Raw genomic sequence first — 16,222 nt, forward strand, 5'->3', positions numbered from 1 at the left:
TTCTGCACACGCGCTGTCGCATTTAAACCCGCAGTTCCACCGTTTCTCACCACCTTTCAACCTCCCTTTATTGCTTCCGTGGTGCCGGCGACATGAAGCCTCATGTCTCACGTGTTGCCGGTCCGTTCACGCCTCCTCGACCGCCCAGGCACACGGTTAGCGCGTGTCCGGTTGGTTGCCGAAGACCGGAGGAGCCTATGAGCACGCACCCTGTTCGGATGGGGCCCGCAATCGCCTTCGCCCTGCTGATCGCCTCGGGCTTTTCAGCGCAGACGCAGGCCCAGACGATCAAACCGCATCCGTTCCAACCGATGGTGAAACCGCCTGCGGCTGCATCCGGTGCGGCGAGCGCGACCAACCCCGACAACATGCCCGTGAAAAAGCCCACGACGTCCACGCACGACAAAATGTCCCGCGATATGCCGGCGAGCGCAGCGAAGGCGAAATAATTACAGCCGCGGCCTTGCCGTAACGCGCTGGCGTCAGAATGCCAACCATGATGTTTCGGATCTGAACCTTCCCGGCCTTGACCCAAGGTTGTGTATCACTCCAGAGGCGGCTGCAATATTGGACCGGCGGCCTGACAACCCCGCACGATCTCGCCGGAAAAGCGTTGATACATGATCTGTCCGTGGACACGCACACGGGGTTCGCCACCTGGGGTGACTGGCTATTGCGGGCCGGAGCACCCGAGGTCGATACCAGCCGCAGCATGCAGGTCAATAATTCCGCTGCGGTCCTGCAAGCGGCCATTGACGGGCACGGTGTTGCACTGGCACGAAGCGTCATGGCCTGCGATGACGTAGCGGCAGGTTGGCTGGTCCCGCTATTTCCCGGAATAAAGCTGGCGTCGGAGCTGGCTTACTATGTCGTCTATCGGGCAAAATGCGCATCGCAGTCAAAGCTGGTGGCATTTCGCGAGCGGCTGATGCAAGAAGCGACGCCCTGTTAATCCGGCCGTCACATCATGGCCCACTGACAATCCGAAGTTATTCGCCTTGAGTCAGACTCGTCATTGAGCCTGACGCTTCCCCCAGCGGACTTGTAGCGTTACACCAACCGCAAGACCTGCATTGCAACCTGGCATCATTTCATCATTCACGATTTGCTCACGTCATCATGTCGATTGGTTCGTTCGCGCTGCCTATACCTGCGCTGATTTTCATGTTCGGCGTCGCTGTCGTATTCACGATGGGCTGGCTGATGGAGAAGCGCCACGGTTCCATCGAGGCCGATGTCTTGATGATCGTTGCAGCAGGGCTGATTGCGGCACGCATCGCGTTCGCAATCCGATTTCTTCCACAGTATCGGCACGACATGATCGCCGTGCTCGATATTCGCGATCTCGGTTTCGATCCGCTCACCGGCGTGGTTGCCGGCGCCCTCATGACCGGATGGCGCCTGTTGCGCAGCAGGAAAACGCGAGTGCCGCTTGCACTCGCCCTGACGACAGGTCTCTTTGCTTACGGTTCCGCACAGGTACTTCGAAATGACGCTCCCGCTCCATCACCGATACCGGCAGTCGAACTGCAATCGCTCGATGGAACGTCGCACTTCTTGAACACGGAAGGTCTGCCCACAATCGTCAATCTCTGGGCAACATGGTGCCCACCCTGCCAGGCTGAACTACCTGCATTTGAGCGCGTCCAGGCAGAAAATCCCCATGTACGCTTCGTTTTCGTCAATCAGGGTGAGCAGGCAGAGACTGTTCGCCGCTATCTTGCAGGCCGCTCGCTTCATCTGAGCAATGTGTGGCTTGATCCAACATCCTCTCTTGCGGCGCGCATTCATACGGCAGGCTTCCCGACTACCTTGTTCTACGATGCCAACGGTCGGCTTCTGGGAACACATCTCGGACCTTTCTCTACCGCGACGTTGCATGATGCCCTGGAGCGGTTCTATCCGTGACGTCCTTCCGGATGGCAAGAACCGCGTCCATCAACGCGCCCTCGTTGCGTTTGATGGCCAGTCCGATCACGAACACGTCACGCCTCGGCGTCGCAGACATACACTGAGAACCGCTCGCCCTCCGTCTCTTCGAAGCGCCTGATCTGCGCAATATGGTGCGCCTCCAGCACACTTCCGCTCGTCATCAGCAGCACGCCACGAGAGGTGCGCAGATCGTCTGCGAGCTTCATGCCCATTTTCAGCCGCGCCGTGTCGATGCAGGCATGGTCCAGCCCACTCGCCTGGCGGGCTTTGAGAACCTTGAGGAAATCGTCCACGAGTGCCGGGTCGTAGCGCATTCCGGCCTGCGAACGGAGTACCGAAGTAATCTTCTCATCGGGAACCACGCGCCCCAACAGCGCACCCGATCGCAGTCCCTCGAAATCTCGTACGATGGCGAGAATCCGCGCGCCCATCGGAATCTCCGGGCCGCTCAGGCTGTTGGGGGTCCCGCGCCCGTCATAGCGCTCGTATTGATGCCGGATGAGCACCCCCGCCGCCTGCAGATTGGCGACGGGCATCAGCGTCATCTGCGCATGCAGAGGGTGCTGGTAATAGGAACGCGCCTCCGTTGGCGTGAATTTGTCGACCGTCTTCTGAACGATCGCGTCCGGCAGCGCGAGCTTGCCGACGCCGAGCAGCAACCCTGCGAAATATGTTTCCTGGGCCTCGTATTCGCTCAACCCCGCTTCAAGCGCGAGCTGGCGCGCGAGATCCGCGATTCGCGATGCCTGCCCGCCCAACACGCCGCAGCGCAACTCGATCATGTTCGCGCACACTTTCAGCATCGCGATGAAGTTGCACTTGAGATCTTCCTCGGCCTTTTCGAGGAACATGACCGTCTGACCGAGTTCCTCCGTACGTGCCTTGACCTGAGCTTCAAGCGTCGCATTGAACTGCTTGAGCTGTTCATTCTGTACGCGCGTCAATTCGCCCAGCCTTGCAGCTTCGCGCCGCAGAGCCTGCTCCTCGATTGCGCGCTTCACGGTCAGCAGCAGGTCCTGATCGTCCCAGGGCTTCTGCAGATAGTGATAAACGCCGCCTTCGTTGATTGCGCTCACAACCGATGCAATGTCCGCATAACCGGTCAGCAAGAGCCGCGCCGTGTCGGGCCACCTGCTTCGAACCGACGCCAGAAATTCCGCGCCGCTCATGTTCGGCATACGCATGTCCGAGATGACCACGTCGATCGGATGTTCTTCCAGTATTTTCAAACCGGCGCTGCCGCTCTCCGCCGTATGGATCTCATAGCGACACTGACGAAGCAGCCGGCGCAGTGCGGACAGCACGCTGGGTTCGTCGTCAACGATCAGTATCGACCCGATCTGCTTGGCTGACTGATCGCTGTCGAGCGTTTCCATTTCCGCGTTACACGGGAAATCACTCACGATGTACTCTCCGGTTTCAACATCTGCAAGATCGACAATCAATTGTGCGCGCCGGCTTTCCAGCCTTGCGCAATTGCATTCCAGCTACCACCACCAAAGAGTGGAAGCTTAACTATGTAACGGACGCTGCGGAACCGCCGGACATCAGGTTTTCCCTCGATGCCTTGCGCATTTGACGCACTTCACATTAAATGCACGTGTATCCGGTTGGCACTTCGGTTCTCCGCCGCCGACATTGCGGCGATGCCATCGCCCATGACGCAGCCGCGTCCGTACCACAGACACCCTCCAGTATCGATCTCGCAAACGTTTTACCAAAACCTGGCGAATATCCGCATTCAGAATTCAGTTCCTCCTGCCGATATCACAGGGTGAGTCTGCTGTATCTGCCGACCATCAAGAGCGTACCGGCCTCGCGAAGTGGCCCGGAAAGGAGGAACCTGTTATGCCATCCGTTGAGTCTTCCTCGATCGTATCAGCCCATTCGACGCACCCCGACGCACGCACGGCTGTTCGCGAAGTCGGCGCCACGCTTGCTGGCTGCGACGCCGAACTCGTCATCTTCTACTGCTCCAGCCATTTCGACCTGGACGCTCTCGCCGGTGAAATTCGCGCGACGTTCGGCGAAACGCGTGTCATCGGCTGCACCACGGCTGGCGAGATCGGGCCGGCCGGCTATCTGGATCACAGTCTCTCGGCGGTCGCGTTACCGCGTGCGCTGTTTACAGCGGAGATAACGCGCATCGACAATTTGCGCGATTTTACGATTGCCGGCGGCCAGGCATACGCGATCAATGCCCTGAACGATCTCGAGAAGCATGCATCGCACGCGAGCGCATCCAACTCGTTTGCGCTGCTGCTGGTCGACGGGCTTTCGGTACGCGAAGAGCCGGTCGCGCGCACGCTGCAAAACGCCCTCGGCGACATTCCGCTGGTCGGTGGATCGGCAGGCGACGATCTGCGTTTCGAGCGCACCGCGATATTCCATGAGGGGTCCTTTCGCAACGACTGCGCCGTTCTGGTCGTCGCAACGACAGCATTGCCCTTTCGCACGTTCAAGACGCAGCACTTTCTTCGCTGCGAAGAAAGACTGGTCGTGACCGGAGCCGACGCGCCGCGACGCACCGTATACGAAATCAACGGGCTTCCGGCCGCCAAAGAGTACGCACGGTTGATCGGCGCAAGCGTGGACGATCTTTGCTCCAGCCATTTTGCGTCCGCGCCCGTCGTCGTGTTGATAGACGGCGCCGATTATGTTCGCTCCATCCAGAAACTGAATCCCGACGGCAGTCTCACGTTTTATTGCGCCATCGAGGAAGGTCTTGTATTGCGCGTCGCGAGAGCACTCGATCTCGTCGAGAACCTGCGCACGACGTTCGACGATCTTCGCAATACGCTGGGCGAACCCAAACTGACGCTCACGTACGATTGCATCCTGCGTCACCTCGAAATGACACAACGCGGAACCCGAGATGAAGCGGCCGCCCTTTACAAGGCAAATCACGCGGTCGGTTTCAGCACCTATGGCGAGCAATATCGCGGCGTCCACGTCAACCAGACGCTGACCGGCATCGTGTTCGGCAATGAGGCGGGGACAGCCCGTGTCTGAAGCGCCCACGCACGCAGACGCGCCATCGGATGTCGAGGCGCTGGACATGGAAATCGTGCGATTGAACAAGATCGTGCGTGCCCTGATGGACCGTGCCGAACGCAGCACGATGGCATACAGTTCCGATTTCAGCCTGTTCCAGATGGCGGTCACGCTCGAAGACCAGGTTCGACATCGCACCCGCGAGCTGGAAGCCGCGCTTCACGAGAACCGCAAGATCACGCACACGCTTCAGCTTACCCAGGCGTTGATGCGGCAGGAAATCGACGAACGCAGACGGACACAGGCCGAACTCGAAACGGAGCGCATCGCACAGCAAGACTTGATCGAGAAACTCGAGCAGGCGCATGTGCAGTTGCTGCAATCGGAAAAGCTCGCATCGATCGGACAACTGGCGGCGGGTGTGGCCCACGAGATCAACAACCCGATTGGATTCGTCGATTCCAATTTGCACACGCTCAAGACCTGGATGACCCAGTTGCTGGGTTACATGAACTTGCAGGACAGCATGCTGCGCACGTCGTGCGATCTCGACGACGAAGCATTGGCCCGTCTTCATACGGCGCGCGAGCAGGCGGATCTCGACTATCTGCTTTCCGACGTCGACGCATTGATCGAAGAGTCGATCGAGGGTACGTCACGCGTGCGCCGCATCGTACAGGACCTGCGCGATTTCTCGCGGGTGGGAAGCGAGGAATGGAGCATCGTGGATATTCACAACGGTCTCGATGCAACGCTGAACGTCGTGCACAATGAACTCAAGTACAAGGCGAAAGTCGTCAAGGACTACGGCCAGTTGCCGCCGGTCGAGTGCATTCCGTCCCAGATCAATCAGGTTGTGATGAACCTGCTCGTCAATGCCGCCCAGGCCATCGCCGAACACGGAACCATCACGATCACCACACGCCATCAGGGCGAAGGCGTCACCATCGCGGTCAAGGACACCGGCGCAGGCATGACCGCCGAAGTGCGAGCCAGGATATTCGATCCGTTCTTTACGACAAAACCCGTCGGCAAGGGAACGGGGCTCGGACTGTCGGTTTCGTACGGAATTGTCGAAAAGCACGGCGGCAGGATCACGGTGGAAAGCGAGCCGGGAAAAGGTTCGAGCTTTACGGTATGGATACCGGTCGCTCGACCGCATCCGACCGCCACGAGCATTGGTCGCTGATCGACTATCTGAGGAACGTTTGTTCGTTCCGTCGCCATTACCAGCCATCCCGCGCGTCCCGCCCGCCTCCGCGCTCACCGGCTCATTGATCGGGTGCGTGCATCCTCAGCGCAATCAGCGTTATCGGGGTAATCCACCCGGACTCTGGCGAAAGCGGTTAAAACATTTGTTGACAGGTTTTATCCGGTCGCTATAATGGCCGCCTAGCTTCAAGACGTGCCCAGGTGGCGGAATTGGTAGACGCACCAGGTTCAGGTCCTGGCGGTGGCAACACTGTGGAGGTTCGAGTCCTCTCCTGGGCACCAACGGTTGTTCCGGCGAAAGCCGATGTAGTTCGAGAAACCCCGTAAGATCATAGTCTTACGGGGTTTTTTGTTTCCGCGGGCAGCCGTCATATACCGGCGGCATCAGCGATTTTTGCGGATACTCTTGCGTATACACGGAATCGAGGTGCCGAGCGATGCCCAAACGCGCCGAACCGAAGTCCGAAGTCGTATTTCGCGTCGCCGAACCGCGCGCGCGCCCTTACCTACTCTCTGACGGGAACGGGCTTGCCTTACGCATCTGGCCGAACGGAAGCAAAACGTGGCTGCTCCGTTATCGCCGCCCAGGTACGGGCAAGGAGAACTTTCTCAGTCTTGGTCCATATCCGGAAGTTACACTCGTCGACGCGCGCAAGTCCGCTGCGATCACGCGTAGTCTCGTGCGTGATGGTACAGATCCGGTCGAGCACCGCAGAGCCGAAGCAACTGCACGCCAACGCGCCGCTGAGGGGGCGTTTCATCTCGTGGCAGAGAATTGGCTGGCATTCAAACGCAAGGAATGGGCGGACGAGACTTACCGCAAAGCGGAGTTCGTGGTTAGGCAATACTGATCCCACCACTACGCAACAAGCCCATTTCGACGCTTGCGACATCGGAAGTCAAACCGGTGTTGGAAGCAATAGCGGACCATGCCCCCAACCTCGCAACCAAGGCACGCCAATACGTAGGCGGCATCGTGACGTATGCGACCCACCATAGCCTGCGAGAGGACGGGGTTCCGTTGTCGCTGCGCGGAGTCATCCCGCGACACGAGAAAGGCCACATCCCGGCGATTACGAAACCCACCGAAATTGTCCCGCTGGTTCAAGCCATCAATACCTATAAGTCGCCGATTACCAGGGCCGCGCTAAAACTGACCATGCTCACGGGCTTACGCCCCGGAGTGATCGCAGCCGCACCGTGGGACGAAATCGACATGAAAGCGGGCGAATGGCATGTTCTGGCCGCGCGGATGAAGATGCGCCACGACCATATCGTGCCTTTATCCATCTGCCTCTATCAACAGGAACGCGATGGAGCGATATTTCTGGCATGGTCCACAAGGATGACGTCATGCAGTACGCGCATACTCACGAACATTCCGAGCTCGTTCGCCAACTAGAAGAGCACAGGAACGCTTGCAGACAAGACCGCAGGGAGTCGAGCGGGCTCACTTCCCGTCGAGTAACTCTCTGATGGCTGCCTTGACAAAGGCTTTCTCATTCAGCTTCGTTGATGGCGCCCCTGCCAAGTGCCCCCAGATGCCTGGAATCGGCCGCAATTCAGTAGAGCGCAGCGACCGCAATTCCATCGCATTGTCTGGCACGAACCAGCACCATGGCTTCGGAGAGACATATCAGGAAGCGCAGCTTTATGGCTCAGGCACCCACCTGGCGTTTATAGCGAATGAATCGCGAGCCGCCGCATGGCGGCCCGACGTCAAACTCCGGCAAGCAACAACATCACATTTTCACGATGTCGAGCAGCGTTTTCTTGCCTGCCTTGTAGTCGTACAGCGAAATCACTCCGTGCTTGAGATCGCCCTTTGAATCAAAGGTGGTTTCCCCAAGCATCCCCGTGTAGTCCGTACCAGGCATTTTGGCCAGAATCTTCGCAGGATCGGTAGAATTCGCACGCTTCATCGCGTCGACAATGATATAGACGGCGTCGTAGGTGAAAGGCGCGTAGATCAGGATCGGCTGATGAAAGCGCGCTTCGTACTTCTGCTGAAATTCCTTGCCCGAGGCCATCTTCTCAAGCGCGAGGCCCGCCTGGGAACAGATCACGTTATCAGTCGCCGTACCGGCCAGATCGGCCAGATTTTCGGTGCACAGGCCATCTCCGGCGAGCACCTTCGCACGCAGCCCCAGTTGCTTTGACTGCTTCGCGAATGGCCCGCCCGTCGCATCCATGCCGCCGTACATGATGGCGTCCGGATTTTCGCCCTTGATCTTCGTCAGAACCGCACGAAAATCCACCGCCTTGTCGCTTGTCGCATCGTGCGACACGACGGTAATACCCAGTGCCTTCGCACTCTTCTCGAATTCGCTCGCAAGGCCCTGACCATACGCAGTCGCATCGTCAACGATTGCAACCGACCTCACCTTCAGATTCTTCGCCGCATAGTTCGCGAGCGCCGGGCCCTGTTGAGCGTCCGTCGCTACCAGCCGGTACGTTGTCTTGAACCCCTGCTGGGTCAAGGCCGGATTGGTCGAGGACGGGGAGATCTGCACGATGCCTGCGTCGCTATAGATCCTGGACGCCGGGATCGACGTACCCGAATTCAGGTGACCGACCACTGCGACAACGTGGTCGTCGACCAGCTTCTGGGCAACCTGGGTCGCCGTGCGCGGGTCAGCGGCATCGTCCTGTACATCGAGTACCAATGTAATCTTCTGTCCGCCGATCACAAGCCCCTTCCTGTTGATTTCCTCGATCGCGAGTCTCGCACCGTTCTCGTTGTCCTTCCCAAGATGGGCGATCTGGCCGGTCAACGGCGCGACATGGCCAATCAGGACGGTCTGGTCCGCCACCGCATGCGTAACCATCATCGTGCAGAGCATTGCTGCGGCGGCGACAGGCACATGCTTTTTCATGCTGAGATTCATCACGGTCTCCATCATCAGTTTATAAATCAATACCATCTCCCAAGGCGTACCAAGCCCCGCAGAGACACGGCAGTCAAGGAATGAGAGTCTTTCTGTTTTCTTTTTGACCCGACACCAGCGGGCGAACCCCGCGGGTATCGCAAGGACAGGTCATTGCTCGTCGCTTTCCAGCACGTTCTGCGTAAGTGCAATCGAGGGAATCGTCGGCGTAAGCACGGCGCGACGTGCGCGTGCGCTCATCGTCTTCCATCCGATGACAAGCAATACCGCGACAGCTGGAATCGAGGCGACTGTCCACGTGCCGTTCGGATAATCGAATGCCATCAGCACAAGCACGCCCAGCAGGAACAGCAACGTGAGCCACGACGTGAACGGTGCCCCAGGCATACGAAACGCCACATCTTCAACCTCGCCACGCGCGACCGCGGCACGGAACCGCATCTGGCAGACGACGATGAAGCCCCAGGTACTGACGATGCCGAGCGACGCGATGTTGAGCACGAGCTCGAACACATTCGACGGGACCAGGTAGTTCAGCACCACACCCACCACGTAGATGGCGACCGTCACGAGAATTCCCGTGTACGGCACTGATTGCGCGCTCATGCGTGCGAAGAGTTTCGGCGCGGAGCCGCCCATCGACAACGAGTGCAGTACTCGACCAGTCGAATACAGTCCAGAGTTAAGGCTCGACAGCGCAGCGGACAGCACGACGATGTTCATTAGCGAACCGATGCCGGGCACGCCGAGCGCGCTGAAGAAAGTCACGAACGGGCTCTGCCCCGCCTTGTATGCGCTCCACGGCATCAGACACACCAGCATCGCTACCGATGCGACATAGAACAGCGCAATTCGCCAGATCACCCGGTTGATCGCGCGCGGCAGCACCCGGTGTGCATCCTTGCATTCCCCCGCCGCGGTACCAACCAGTTCGATGCCAGCGAATGCAAACACGACGCCCTGCACCAGTACCAGCGGCGGCATCAGTCCGTGGGGGAAGAAGCCGCCGTTGTTGGTGATCAGATGTATGCCGGTCGCGTGGCCCGCAACCTGTCCACCGCTACCCAGGATCGCAGTTCCCACGATGAGGAAAATCACGATCGCGGCGACCTTGATCAACGCGAACCAGAACTCCATCTCGGCAAACCATTTCACGCCGACCAGGTTCATGCCCGCGACGAGGCACAACGCGATCAGCGCGAACACCCATTGCGGCACCGCGCCGAACGCACCCCAGTAGTGCATGTACAGCGCAACTGCGGTGATGTCGACAATGCCGGTCATTGCCCAGTTCAGGAAGTACATCCAACCGGCCACGAAAGACGCCTTTTCACCGAGGAACTCGCGTGCATACGACACGAAGCTGCCGCTGCTCGGCCGGTGCATCACGAGCTCGCCGAGCGCACGCAGGATCAGGAATGAAAACGCGCCACATACGAGATAGACGATCGCAAGCGAAGGCCCCGCCATCTGCAGGCGTGCGCCAGCGCCAAGGAAAAGGCCCGTGCCGATCGCGCCACCAATCGCAATCATCTGTACCTGCCGATTGCCCATGGTCTTGTGATAGCCCGCTTCGTGCGACTCAAGCCACTCTCTGCGACTGACGTCGGCGACACCCTGCGCGGCAAGTTCGTCTTTCTGTATCCTGGAATTCATCAAACCGTCTCCTGTATCAACCGTCAAGCTGATATCTGTTTTTTGTACCCGGTCTGTCCTGGCGACTGTCGCCAGTCGTCAGACGCACCGGATGAATGTTTTACGTTGCGCCCGTTTCGCTGGGCCGCGTCTGTCTACAACAGAAAGTCAGCCTGCACGCCGATGAAACCCGGCAATGGCTCTCCACATCAGCGCGGGATTTGAATACATCGGGAAATGCCCGCAATCCGGGATTTCGACCAGATCGACGCCCTGTTCCCGGATATGGTTCAGGTACGAGAGCGAGGCGTTCTGATTGCCGTACATGAACATTCGAGGGAACGGCAGGCCGAGAAACTTCGTCATCAGGTCGCCGTTGTCCGACAGGTCGACCATCGAGCGGAAAATTCCACCGACAGCTTCGGCACGCACCTTGTGCCAAAGGCTCGCCGAATAGAGCGCGCTCGCATATGCCGGAGCAAGCCGGGCACGCTCGATGAAGTCGCGGAAAAATTGCTGTACACCGTCGCGCGGATGCTCGACGATCTGGCGACTGAGAAAGCAGTCCTCTGGCGCGATATTGCCTTCAATGTCGACGAAGCTGATCACGCGTTCCGGATACCGGTGCGCAAGCATCAGCGCAGTCAGGCCGCCCATCGAATGCCCGACCAGATGAAAGCGCTCGAACCCGACCCGATCAAGTACAGCAAGCGCTGTTTCCATCAGGAACGGAATGCTGATCTTCGACAGGTCAGCACAATGCGTCTCGCCACAACCCGGGGCGTCATACGCCACAAACGGATGACCCGCGAATTCCGGATAACGGACGATGTCGGCATAGTCCTCCTTCGTCGATCCGAACCCATGCAGGAACAGGATCGATGCCTTGTCGCCCTCGCGATGGATGGCCGACACGTCCAGCGCCGTGCCATCGATGGAAAACACGAACTGCGCGCGGTTAAATTCTGCAGGCATCTTCTCTACTCTTCGGATAAAGGTTCGCTTCGCGCCGGCCCCGACGCATCGCATGCGGTCAAGACCAGCCATCGGCGCGACGTCCTCAATTTGTCAGCGACCGGCAAAAATCCTGAATGGCCATACACGCGCGCGACAGCGTCTCTTCATCCAGCGCATACGCAATACGGATGTAAGGCCCTAGACCGAACGCACTCCCATGCACGGTCGCGATACCCATCTCGTCGAGCAACGCGTTGACCACAGCCTCGTCCCCGTCCAGGCGAGTTCCGGCCCGGGTCGTCTTGCCGATCAGGCCTTCGCATGACGCGAACGCATAGAACGCGCCCTGCGGTACCGCGCAGTGCAGGCCCGGTGCCTGGTTGATCTGCCTGACGACCAGATCGCGCCGACGCTGGAATGCCTCGCGCGACTGCTGAATGAAGTCCTGTGGGCCCGTCAGTGCTGCAAGTGCTGCGTACTGCGAAATCGTCGACGCACCGGAAGTTTGCTGTCCCTGTAGCTTCTCCATCGCTTCTATCAGCCAGCCGGGACCCGTGCCAAAGCCGATACGCCAACCTGTCATCGCGTACGCCTTTGACACTCCGTTCATCGTCAGTACACGCTCACGCAGGCGGGGCTCAACCTGCGCGATCGTGAAGAATTCAAGGTCGTCGAAGATCAGGTGCTCATAGATGTCGTCGGACAGTACCAGTACCTGCGGATGTGCGAGCAGCACTTCAGCCAGCGCCTGCAATTCCTCGCGGCTGTAGACGGCACCGGTCGGGTTCGATGGCGAATTCAGGATCATCCACCGAGTTTTCGGCGTGATGGCAGCCTGCAATGCATCGGCCGTAAGCTTGAAGTTGCTCGCGGCGCCGCATGGCACGATCACGGACTGCGCACCGCAAAGCTGCACGATCTCCGGGTAGCTCACCCAGTACGGCGCCGGCACAATGACCTCGTCGCCTTCGTTGAGCGTGGCAGCCAGCGCGTTGAAGATCACCTGCTTGCCGCCGCTGCAGACGAGTGTGTCGCGCCAGTCGACGTCGAGATCGTTTTCGCGCTGGAACTTCGCGGCGATCGCCTCGCGCAGCGCGCGCAGCCCGGCTACCTGTGTGTATCGCGTATGCCCCGCCCTGATTGCGGCGATGCCCGCTTCACGAACATGCTCCGGCGTGTCGAAGTCGGGCTCGCCGGCGCTCAGCGAGATCACGGCTGCTCCGCTCGCACGCCGTGCCGCGACGCGATCCATAACCCTGTAAGTCGCCGACGGCCGTGCTGCGGCGAGGAAACGGTTCAAACCTTCAGACAACCCGGTCATTGCTCCTGCCTCCAGCTCGTCAGCCCCATCAATTCCAGCGTGCTGCGGCCTTCGCGCAATGCGTCCATCATCTTCGCCTCCTTGTCGGCACGTGCCTGCCCCTGGGCAAGCGTCTGTGCGACGTGCGCCGCCGGGATCACGAGCACGCCGTCATCATCCGCGACGACCAGATCCCCGGTCGCCACCGGCGTGCCCGTGAAGCTGATCGGACGGCCAACCGATGGTGAACTCGCCTTGATCGTGCCACGCATGGAGATGCCACGCGAGAACACCGGGAAGCGCCGGGCCGTCAGTGCCGCGATATCGCGCACGCCGCCGTCGATGATCAGGCCCGCCACGCCGGCAGCCTCGGCTGCCACTGTGAGCACCTCGCCCCAGTAGCCCGCGACGAAGCCACCAGTCGAAATCACGAGGATGCTGCCACGCGGCACCTTCTCCATCGCGATGTGGATGGCCAGGTTGTCGCCCGGCGAGCATTCCAGCGGATAGGCTGGGCCAGCGACCGAGGCGCCCGCCCAGACGGGGCGGATGGCAATGTCGGCAACACTGGTCGGGATGCCCGAAGCCTCGAACAGCGTGGAGGTGCCGAGCTTGCAGGCCTGCGCGAGTTGTTCTGCGCTGTAGGTCATGGTGATTGCCTCTTCCTATTCCTTGGTCTGGAGCTTGTGGTAGCCCAGCGCGGCGCGCGCTTCGCCCAGAGTCTTGCCTTGCGCGATCTGCTCGCGGATGCGCGATTCAACTTCTTCGATCTTTCGGGCGGTTTCTGCCACCTCGCGGGCGCGACCACGCGGCACAACGACCACGCCGTTAGCATCGGCCACCACGATGTCGCGGGAAGCCACGCGCACGGTACCGATGGCGACCGTGGTGTTCACAGATTCGACCTGCACGCGATCCTTGCCAGTGCGCATGAAGCGGCCCGCGCTGAACATCGGGTAGCCGTCGCCCAGCGCCTTGCTCACGTCGCGGCACACGCCGTCGATCACCGTGCCTGCAATGCTGCGCAGGCCCGCATACTGGGTCATGATGTCGCCCCAGACGGTGCAGTCCGTGCGGCCGTCGTTGTCGATCACGACCACATCACCAGGGGCCACGTCGTCGATGAAGTCGCCCACCGTGCCCGGCGGGTTGCTCGCCGGCACGTACTTGACCGTGAACGCCGGGCCCACCACGGCCTTGCTGTAGTCGGCCAGCGGCATGATGCCGAGGGCCTGGCCGTGCAGGCCCAGCTTGTCCATAGCGTCGGAAACGCCTGGGGTGTCCAGCCCTTCAAAGAGGGCCACCAGTTCCTGGTCTTGGGGGTTAGCCCTCAAGGAATTTGCCATTTGAGATGCTCCAAAAGAGGATGTGGATGTCACTGTGCGCGAATCGCCTCGAATTCCTTGTCGTGCATCACCTCGGCGACCGAGCGGCCGGCGCGCACGGCAGCGACCATGCCGTCCTGGCGGCGAGCGATACGTTCACCCAGATCAAGCACGTCCCCGATGCGTGCCGCGGGCACGAAGACAGTGCCGCAGCGGTCGGCGATCACGTAGTCGTCTTCGTGCACCGTCACGCCCGCCATCTGCACCGGCTTGCCCGCATCGATCTGGATCACCCGGTTACGGGCGCTGATCATCGTCACTCCTCGACCGAAAACGGGATAGCCGATCGACTCACTGCCTTCTATGTCGCGGCTCAGACCGTCGATGACCGATCCACGGATCTGCTTTGCGGTGGCTGCATTGGCCAGAATGTCGCCCCAGCACGAGATGCCATCCGCGCCGCCGGCAATGACCAGCACGCGGTCGTCGGTGGTCACCGCGTCAATGACAGGCGAAATCAGATGCACCGTCGGCTTCGCGTCGGCTTTCGGCCCGAGCTGGATAGTGCTCGCCCGGCCAACGATCTTCGGGCAGTCCCACAGCGGACGCAGCCCGTAGGTCGCACCCGGTAGACCGAGAAAATCAAGTGCGTCAGAGACCGTGTTGGTGTCCAGCGAGGCGAGGCGGTCAAGAATGGAAGTCGGATTCATCACACGCAGTTCCTTTGGAAAGTGCGACAATCCTCGCGTCACCGGATTGATATGTAAATTCCGCGTTTCGTATCTCGCTGATACTGTTTTCGGAACAGACGGACGATCCACGACTCCCCTTTGAGGATACGCATCAACATGCGCAATACGATCGATTTCAGGCTGATCCGGCAGCTATGGATGTTCCTTGCCGTTGCTGAGGAACAGCACTATGGACGGGCGGCCAAGCGGCTGAACATGTCGCAGCCGCCGCTGACAGAGCAGATCAAGGTGCTTGAACAATCGCTCAAGCTTCAGCTCTTTCACCGATCCCGCCAGGGCACGCAGCTCAGTCCCGCGGGCGCGGCGATCCTGCCCGCCGTCCGGCAATTCGCTGGCCAGGTGGAACAGCTTGAACGCGTAATCCGGGAAGTGGCGGCCGGTCAGACCGGAGTGCTGCATATCGGCGCCATCACCTCCGCCATGCTGGAAACCGTTCCTTCTGTGCTGGAGGCGCTCAAGCGTGCTCACCCGCATCTGACTGTTTTCGTTCGCGAGATCGATAGCGTCGAAGCCATACCGGCACTGGAAGCCGGTGAACTCGATCTGGCCTTTGTCCGTGTCGATGGCGAGGTGGGAAGCGGAATTGCCACCATGCCACTGGCCGAGGACCGGCTGGCCGTCGCGCTTCCAAAGGATCATCCGCTGGCCGTCCAGCCCAGAATACGACTGCAGGCTCTGGCGAACGAACAGCTCGTAATGTCGTCGCGCCAGGTCAGTCCGGTCTACTTCGATCTGCTAACGTCAGTCTGCCGCTCACACGGATTGACTCCGCGTGTCACCCACGAAGTACGTTCAGTAACTTCACAGATCGCGTACGTCGGATGCGGACAGGGAGTTGCGCTGGTTCCATCCTCGATGCGCAAACTGGCACCCGAGAATGTCGTCGTCCGACCTCTGAAAGAAAAAGTCGTGGTCATAACAGCGGCTTTGGTGTGGAATACACAGCGCCATCATCCGATGGTCGACGAAGTCGTGGCGCGATTGACTAAAGGCGCAAACAAGCAGTGAGCAAGCCTAGTTGCTTCAACGCGAACCGCGCGGATCTCTATCTCTTTGAGGCACAGATAATTCGAGCAAACGCATGCATTGCGTCGTTCATAGGCTTTACTAATGGCCGCCAGAACAAAAGCGTCGTATTGCTCTCAACGTACCAATGGCACAATAATCGCAATGTTCGATAGAGACGTCCTCATGAAACCGTCAAGACCATACACCAGAAGTCTTGTG

Annotated in this window: 15 protein-coding genes, 1 tRNA gene and 1 pseudogene; 9 read left to right on the forward strand and 8 right to left on the reverse strand. The window is 59.7% G+C overall.

What is annotated here, in order from left to right:
• Nucleotides 1-197: 197 nt before the first annotated feature.
• The 3 genes and pseudogenes from EPN59_RS06415 to EPN59_RS06425 all read left to right on the forward strand — a co-directional run bounded on the left by EPN59_RS06415 (nucleotide 198) and on the right by EPN59_RS06425 (nucleotide 1,908).
• Nucleotides 198-449, forward strand: coding sequence for a hypothetical protein (locus EPN59_RS06415; RefSeq protein ID WP_293039170.1), 252 nt, complete (start codon nucleotides 198-200; stop codon nucleotides 447-449).
• 140 nt (nucleotides 450-589) lie between these two features.
• A pseudogene (locus EPN59_RS06420) lies at nucleotides 590-952 on the forward strand (LysR substrate-binding domain-containing protein); the annotation flags it as partial.
• A gap of 167 nt (nucleotides 953-1,119) precedes the next feature.
• Nucleotides 1,120-1,908: a TlpA disulfide reductase family protein gene (locus EPN59_RS06425; protein WP_293039173.1), complete on the forward strand. Its 789-nt coding sequence runs from the start codon at nucleotides 1,120-1,122 to the stop codon at nucleotides 1,906-1,908.
• Between the two features lie 77 nt (nucleotides 1,909-1,985).
• Here the strand turns inward: EPN59_RS06425 and EPN59_RS06430 are convergent, their stop codons facing one another.
• Complete coding sequence (locus EPN59_RS06430) at nucleotides 1,986-3,377, reverse strand: HD domain-containing phosphohydrolase (protein WP_293045729.1); 1,392 nt, start codon at nucleotides 3,375-3,377, stop codon at nucleotides 1,986-1,988.
• Between the two features lie 403 nt (nucleotides 3,378-3,780).
• On the opposite strand from EPN59_RS06430, the gene nosP reads away from it, so the two are divergent.
• The 5 genes from nosP (at nucleotide 3,781) to EPN59_RS06455 (ending at nucleotide 7,540) form a co-directional block, all read left to right on the forward strand.
• Nucleotides 3,781-4,944 carry a nitric oxide-sensing protein NosP gene (gene nosP / locus EPN59_RS06435; RefSeq protein WP_293039179.1) on the forward strand — a complete coding sequence of 388 codons (1,164 nt, stop codon included), beginning with the start codon at nucleotides 3,781-3,783 and terminating at the stop codon, nucleotides 4,942-4,944.
• A complete protein-coding gene (locus EPN59_RS06440; protein ID WP_293039182.1) occupies nucleotides 4,937-6,115 on the forward strand; it encodes a histidine kinase in 1,179 nt (392 codons plus the stop codon). The genes nosP and EPN59_RS06440 overlap by 8 nt, the downstream gene beginning before the upstream one ends.
• Before the next feature lie 218 nt (nucleotides 6,116-6,333).
• Nucleotides 6,334-6,420: transfer RNA gene (locus EPN59_RS06445), tRNA-Leu, on the forward strand.
• A 155-nt stretch (nucleotides 6,421-6,575) separates the two neighbouring features.
• The gene (locus EPN59_RS06450) at nucleotides 6,576-6,989 is read left to right on the forward strand and encodes an integrase arm-type DNA-binding domain-containing protein (RefSeq protein ID WP_293039185.1); all 414 of its coding nucleotides are present in this window, start codon (nucleotides 6,576-6,578) and stop codon (nucleotides 6,987-6,989) included.
• 125 nt (nucleotides 6,990-7,114) lie between these two features.
• Nucleotides 7,115-7,540, forward strand: coding sequence for a tyrosine-type recombinase/integrase (locus EPN59_RS06455; protein ID WP_293039187.1), 426 nt, complete (start codon nucleotides 7,115-7,117; stop codon nucleotides 7,538-7,540).
• A 340-nt stretch (nucleotides 7,541-7,880) separates the two neighbouring features.
• On the opposite strand, the gene EPN59_RS06460 is transcribed toward EPN59_RS06455, so the two are convergent.
• The 7 genes from EPN59_RS06460 to EPN59_RS06490 form a co-directional block, all read right to left on the reverse strand.
• The gene (locus tag EPN59_RS06460; RefSeq protein WP_293039190.1) at nucleotides 7,881-9,026 is read right to left on the reverse strand and encodes a branched-chain amino acid ABC transporter substrate-binding protein; all 1,146 of its coding nucleotides are present in this window, start codon (nucleotides 9,024-9,026) and stop codon (nucleotides 7,881-7,883) included.
• Nucleotides 9,027-9,176: 150 nt separating this feature from the next.
• A complete protein-coding gene (gene ansP / locus EPN59_RS06465) occupies nucleotides 9,177-10,682 on the reverse strand; it encodes an L-asparagine permease (RefSeq protein WP_293045732.1) in 1,506 nt (501 codons plus the stop codon).
• A 147-nt stretch (nucleotides 10,683-10,829) separates the two neighbouring features.
• Complete coding sequence (locus EPN59_RS06470) at nucleotides 10,830-11,636, reverse strand: alpha/beta hydrolase (RefSeq protein ID WP_293041844.1); 807 nt, start codon at nucleotides 11,634-11,636, stop codon at nucleotides 10,830-10,832.
• 85 nt (nucleotides 11,637-11,721) lie between these two features.
• Nucleotides 11,722-12,939 (reverse strand): pyridoxal phosphate-dependent aminotransferase, encoded by a 1,218-nt coding sequence (locus EPN59_RS06475; RefSeq protein WP_293041847.1) that lies wholly within the window; start codon nucleotides 12,937-12,939, stop codon nucleotides 11,722-11,724.
• Nucleotides 12,936-13,568, reverse strand: a complete 633-nt coding sequence (locus EPN59_RS06480; protein WP_293041849.1) for a dimethylmenaquinone methyltransferase — start codon at nucleotides 13,566-13,568, stop codon at nucleotides 12,936-12,938. Before EPN59_RS06480 ends, EPN59_RS06475 begins: the two co-directional genes overlap by 4 nt.
• Nucleotides 13,569-13,583: 15 nt before the next feature.
• Nucleotides 13,584-14,264 carry an RraA family protein gene (locus EPN59_RS06485; RefSeq protein ID WP_293041852.1) on the reverse strand — a complete coding sequence of 227 codons (681 nt, stop codon included), beginning with the start codon at nucleotides 14,262-14,264 and terminating at the stop codon, nucleotides 13,584-13,586.
• A 29-nt stretch (nucleotides 14,265-14,293) separates the two neighbouring features.
• The gene (locus EPN59_RS06490; protein ID WP_293041855.1) at nucleotides 14,294-14,953 is read right to left on the reverse strand and encodes an RraA family protein; all 660 of its coding nucleotides are present in this window, start codon (nucleotides 14,951-14,953) and stop codon (nucleotides 14,294-14,296) included.
• Nucleotides 14,954-15,091: 138 nt separating this feature from the next.
• On the opposite strand from EPN59_RS06490, the gene EPN59_RS06495 reads away from it, so the two are divergent.
• Entirely contained in the window at nucleotides 15,092-16,003 is a 912-nt protein-coding gene (locus EPN59_RS06495) for a LysR substrate-binding domain-containing protein (protein ID WP_293041858.1), read from the forward strand.
• Nucleotides 16,004-16,222 lie beyond the last annotated feature (219 nt).

Source organism: Paraburkholderia sp. (assembly GCF_004298475.1).
GTDB classification, from domain to species: Bacteria; Pseudomonadota; Gammaproteobacteria; order Burkholderiales; family Burkholderiaceae; genus Paraburkholderia; species Paraburkholderia denitrificans.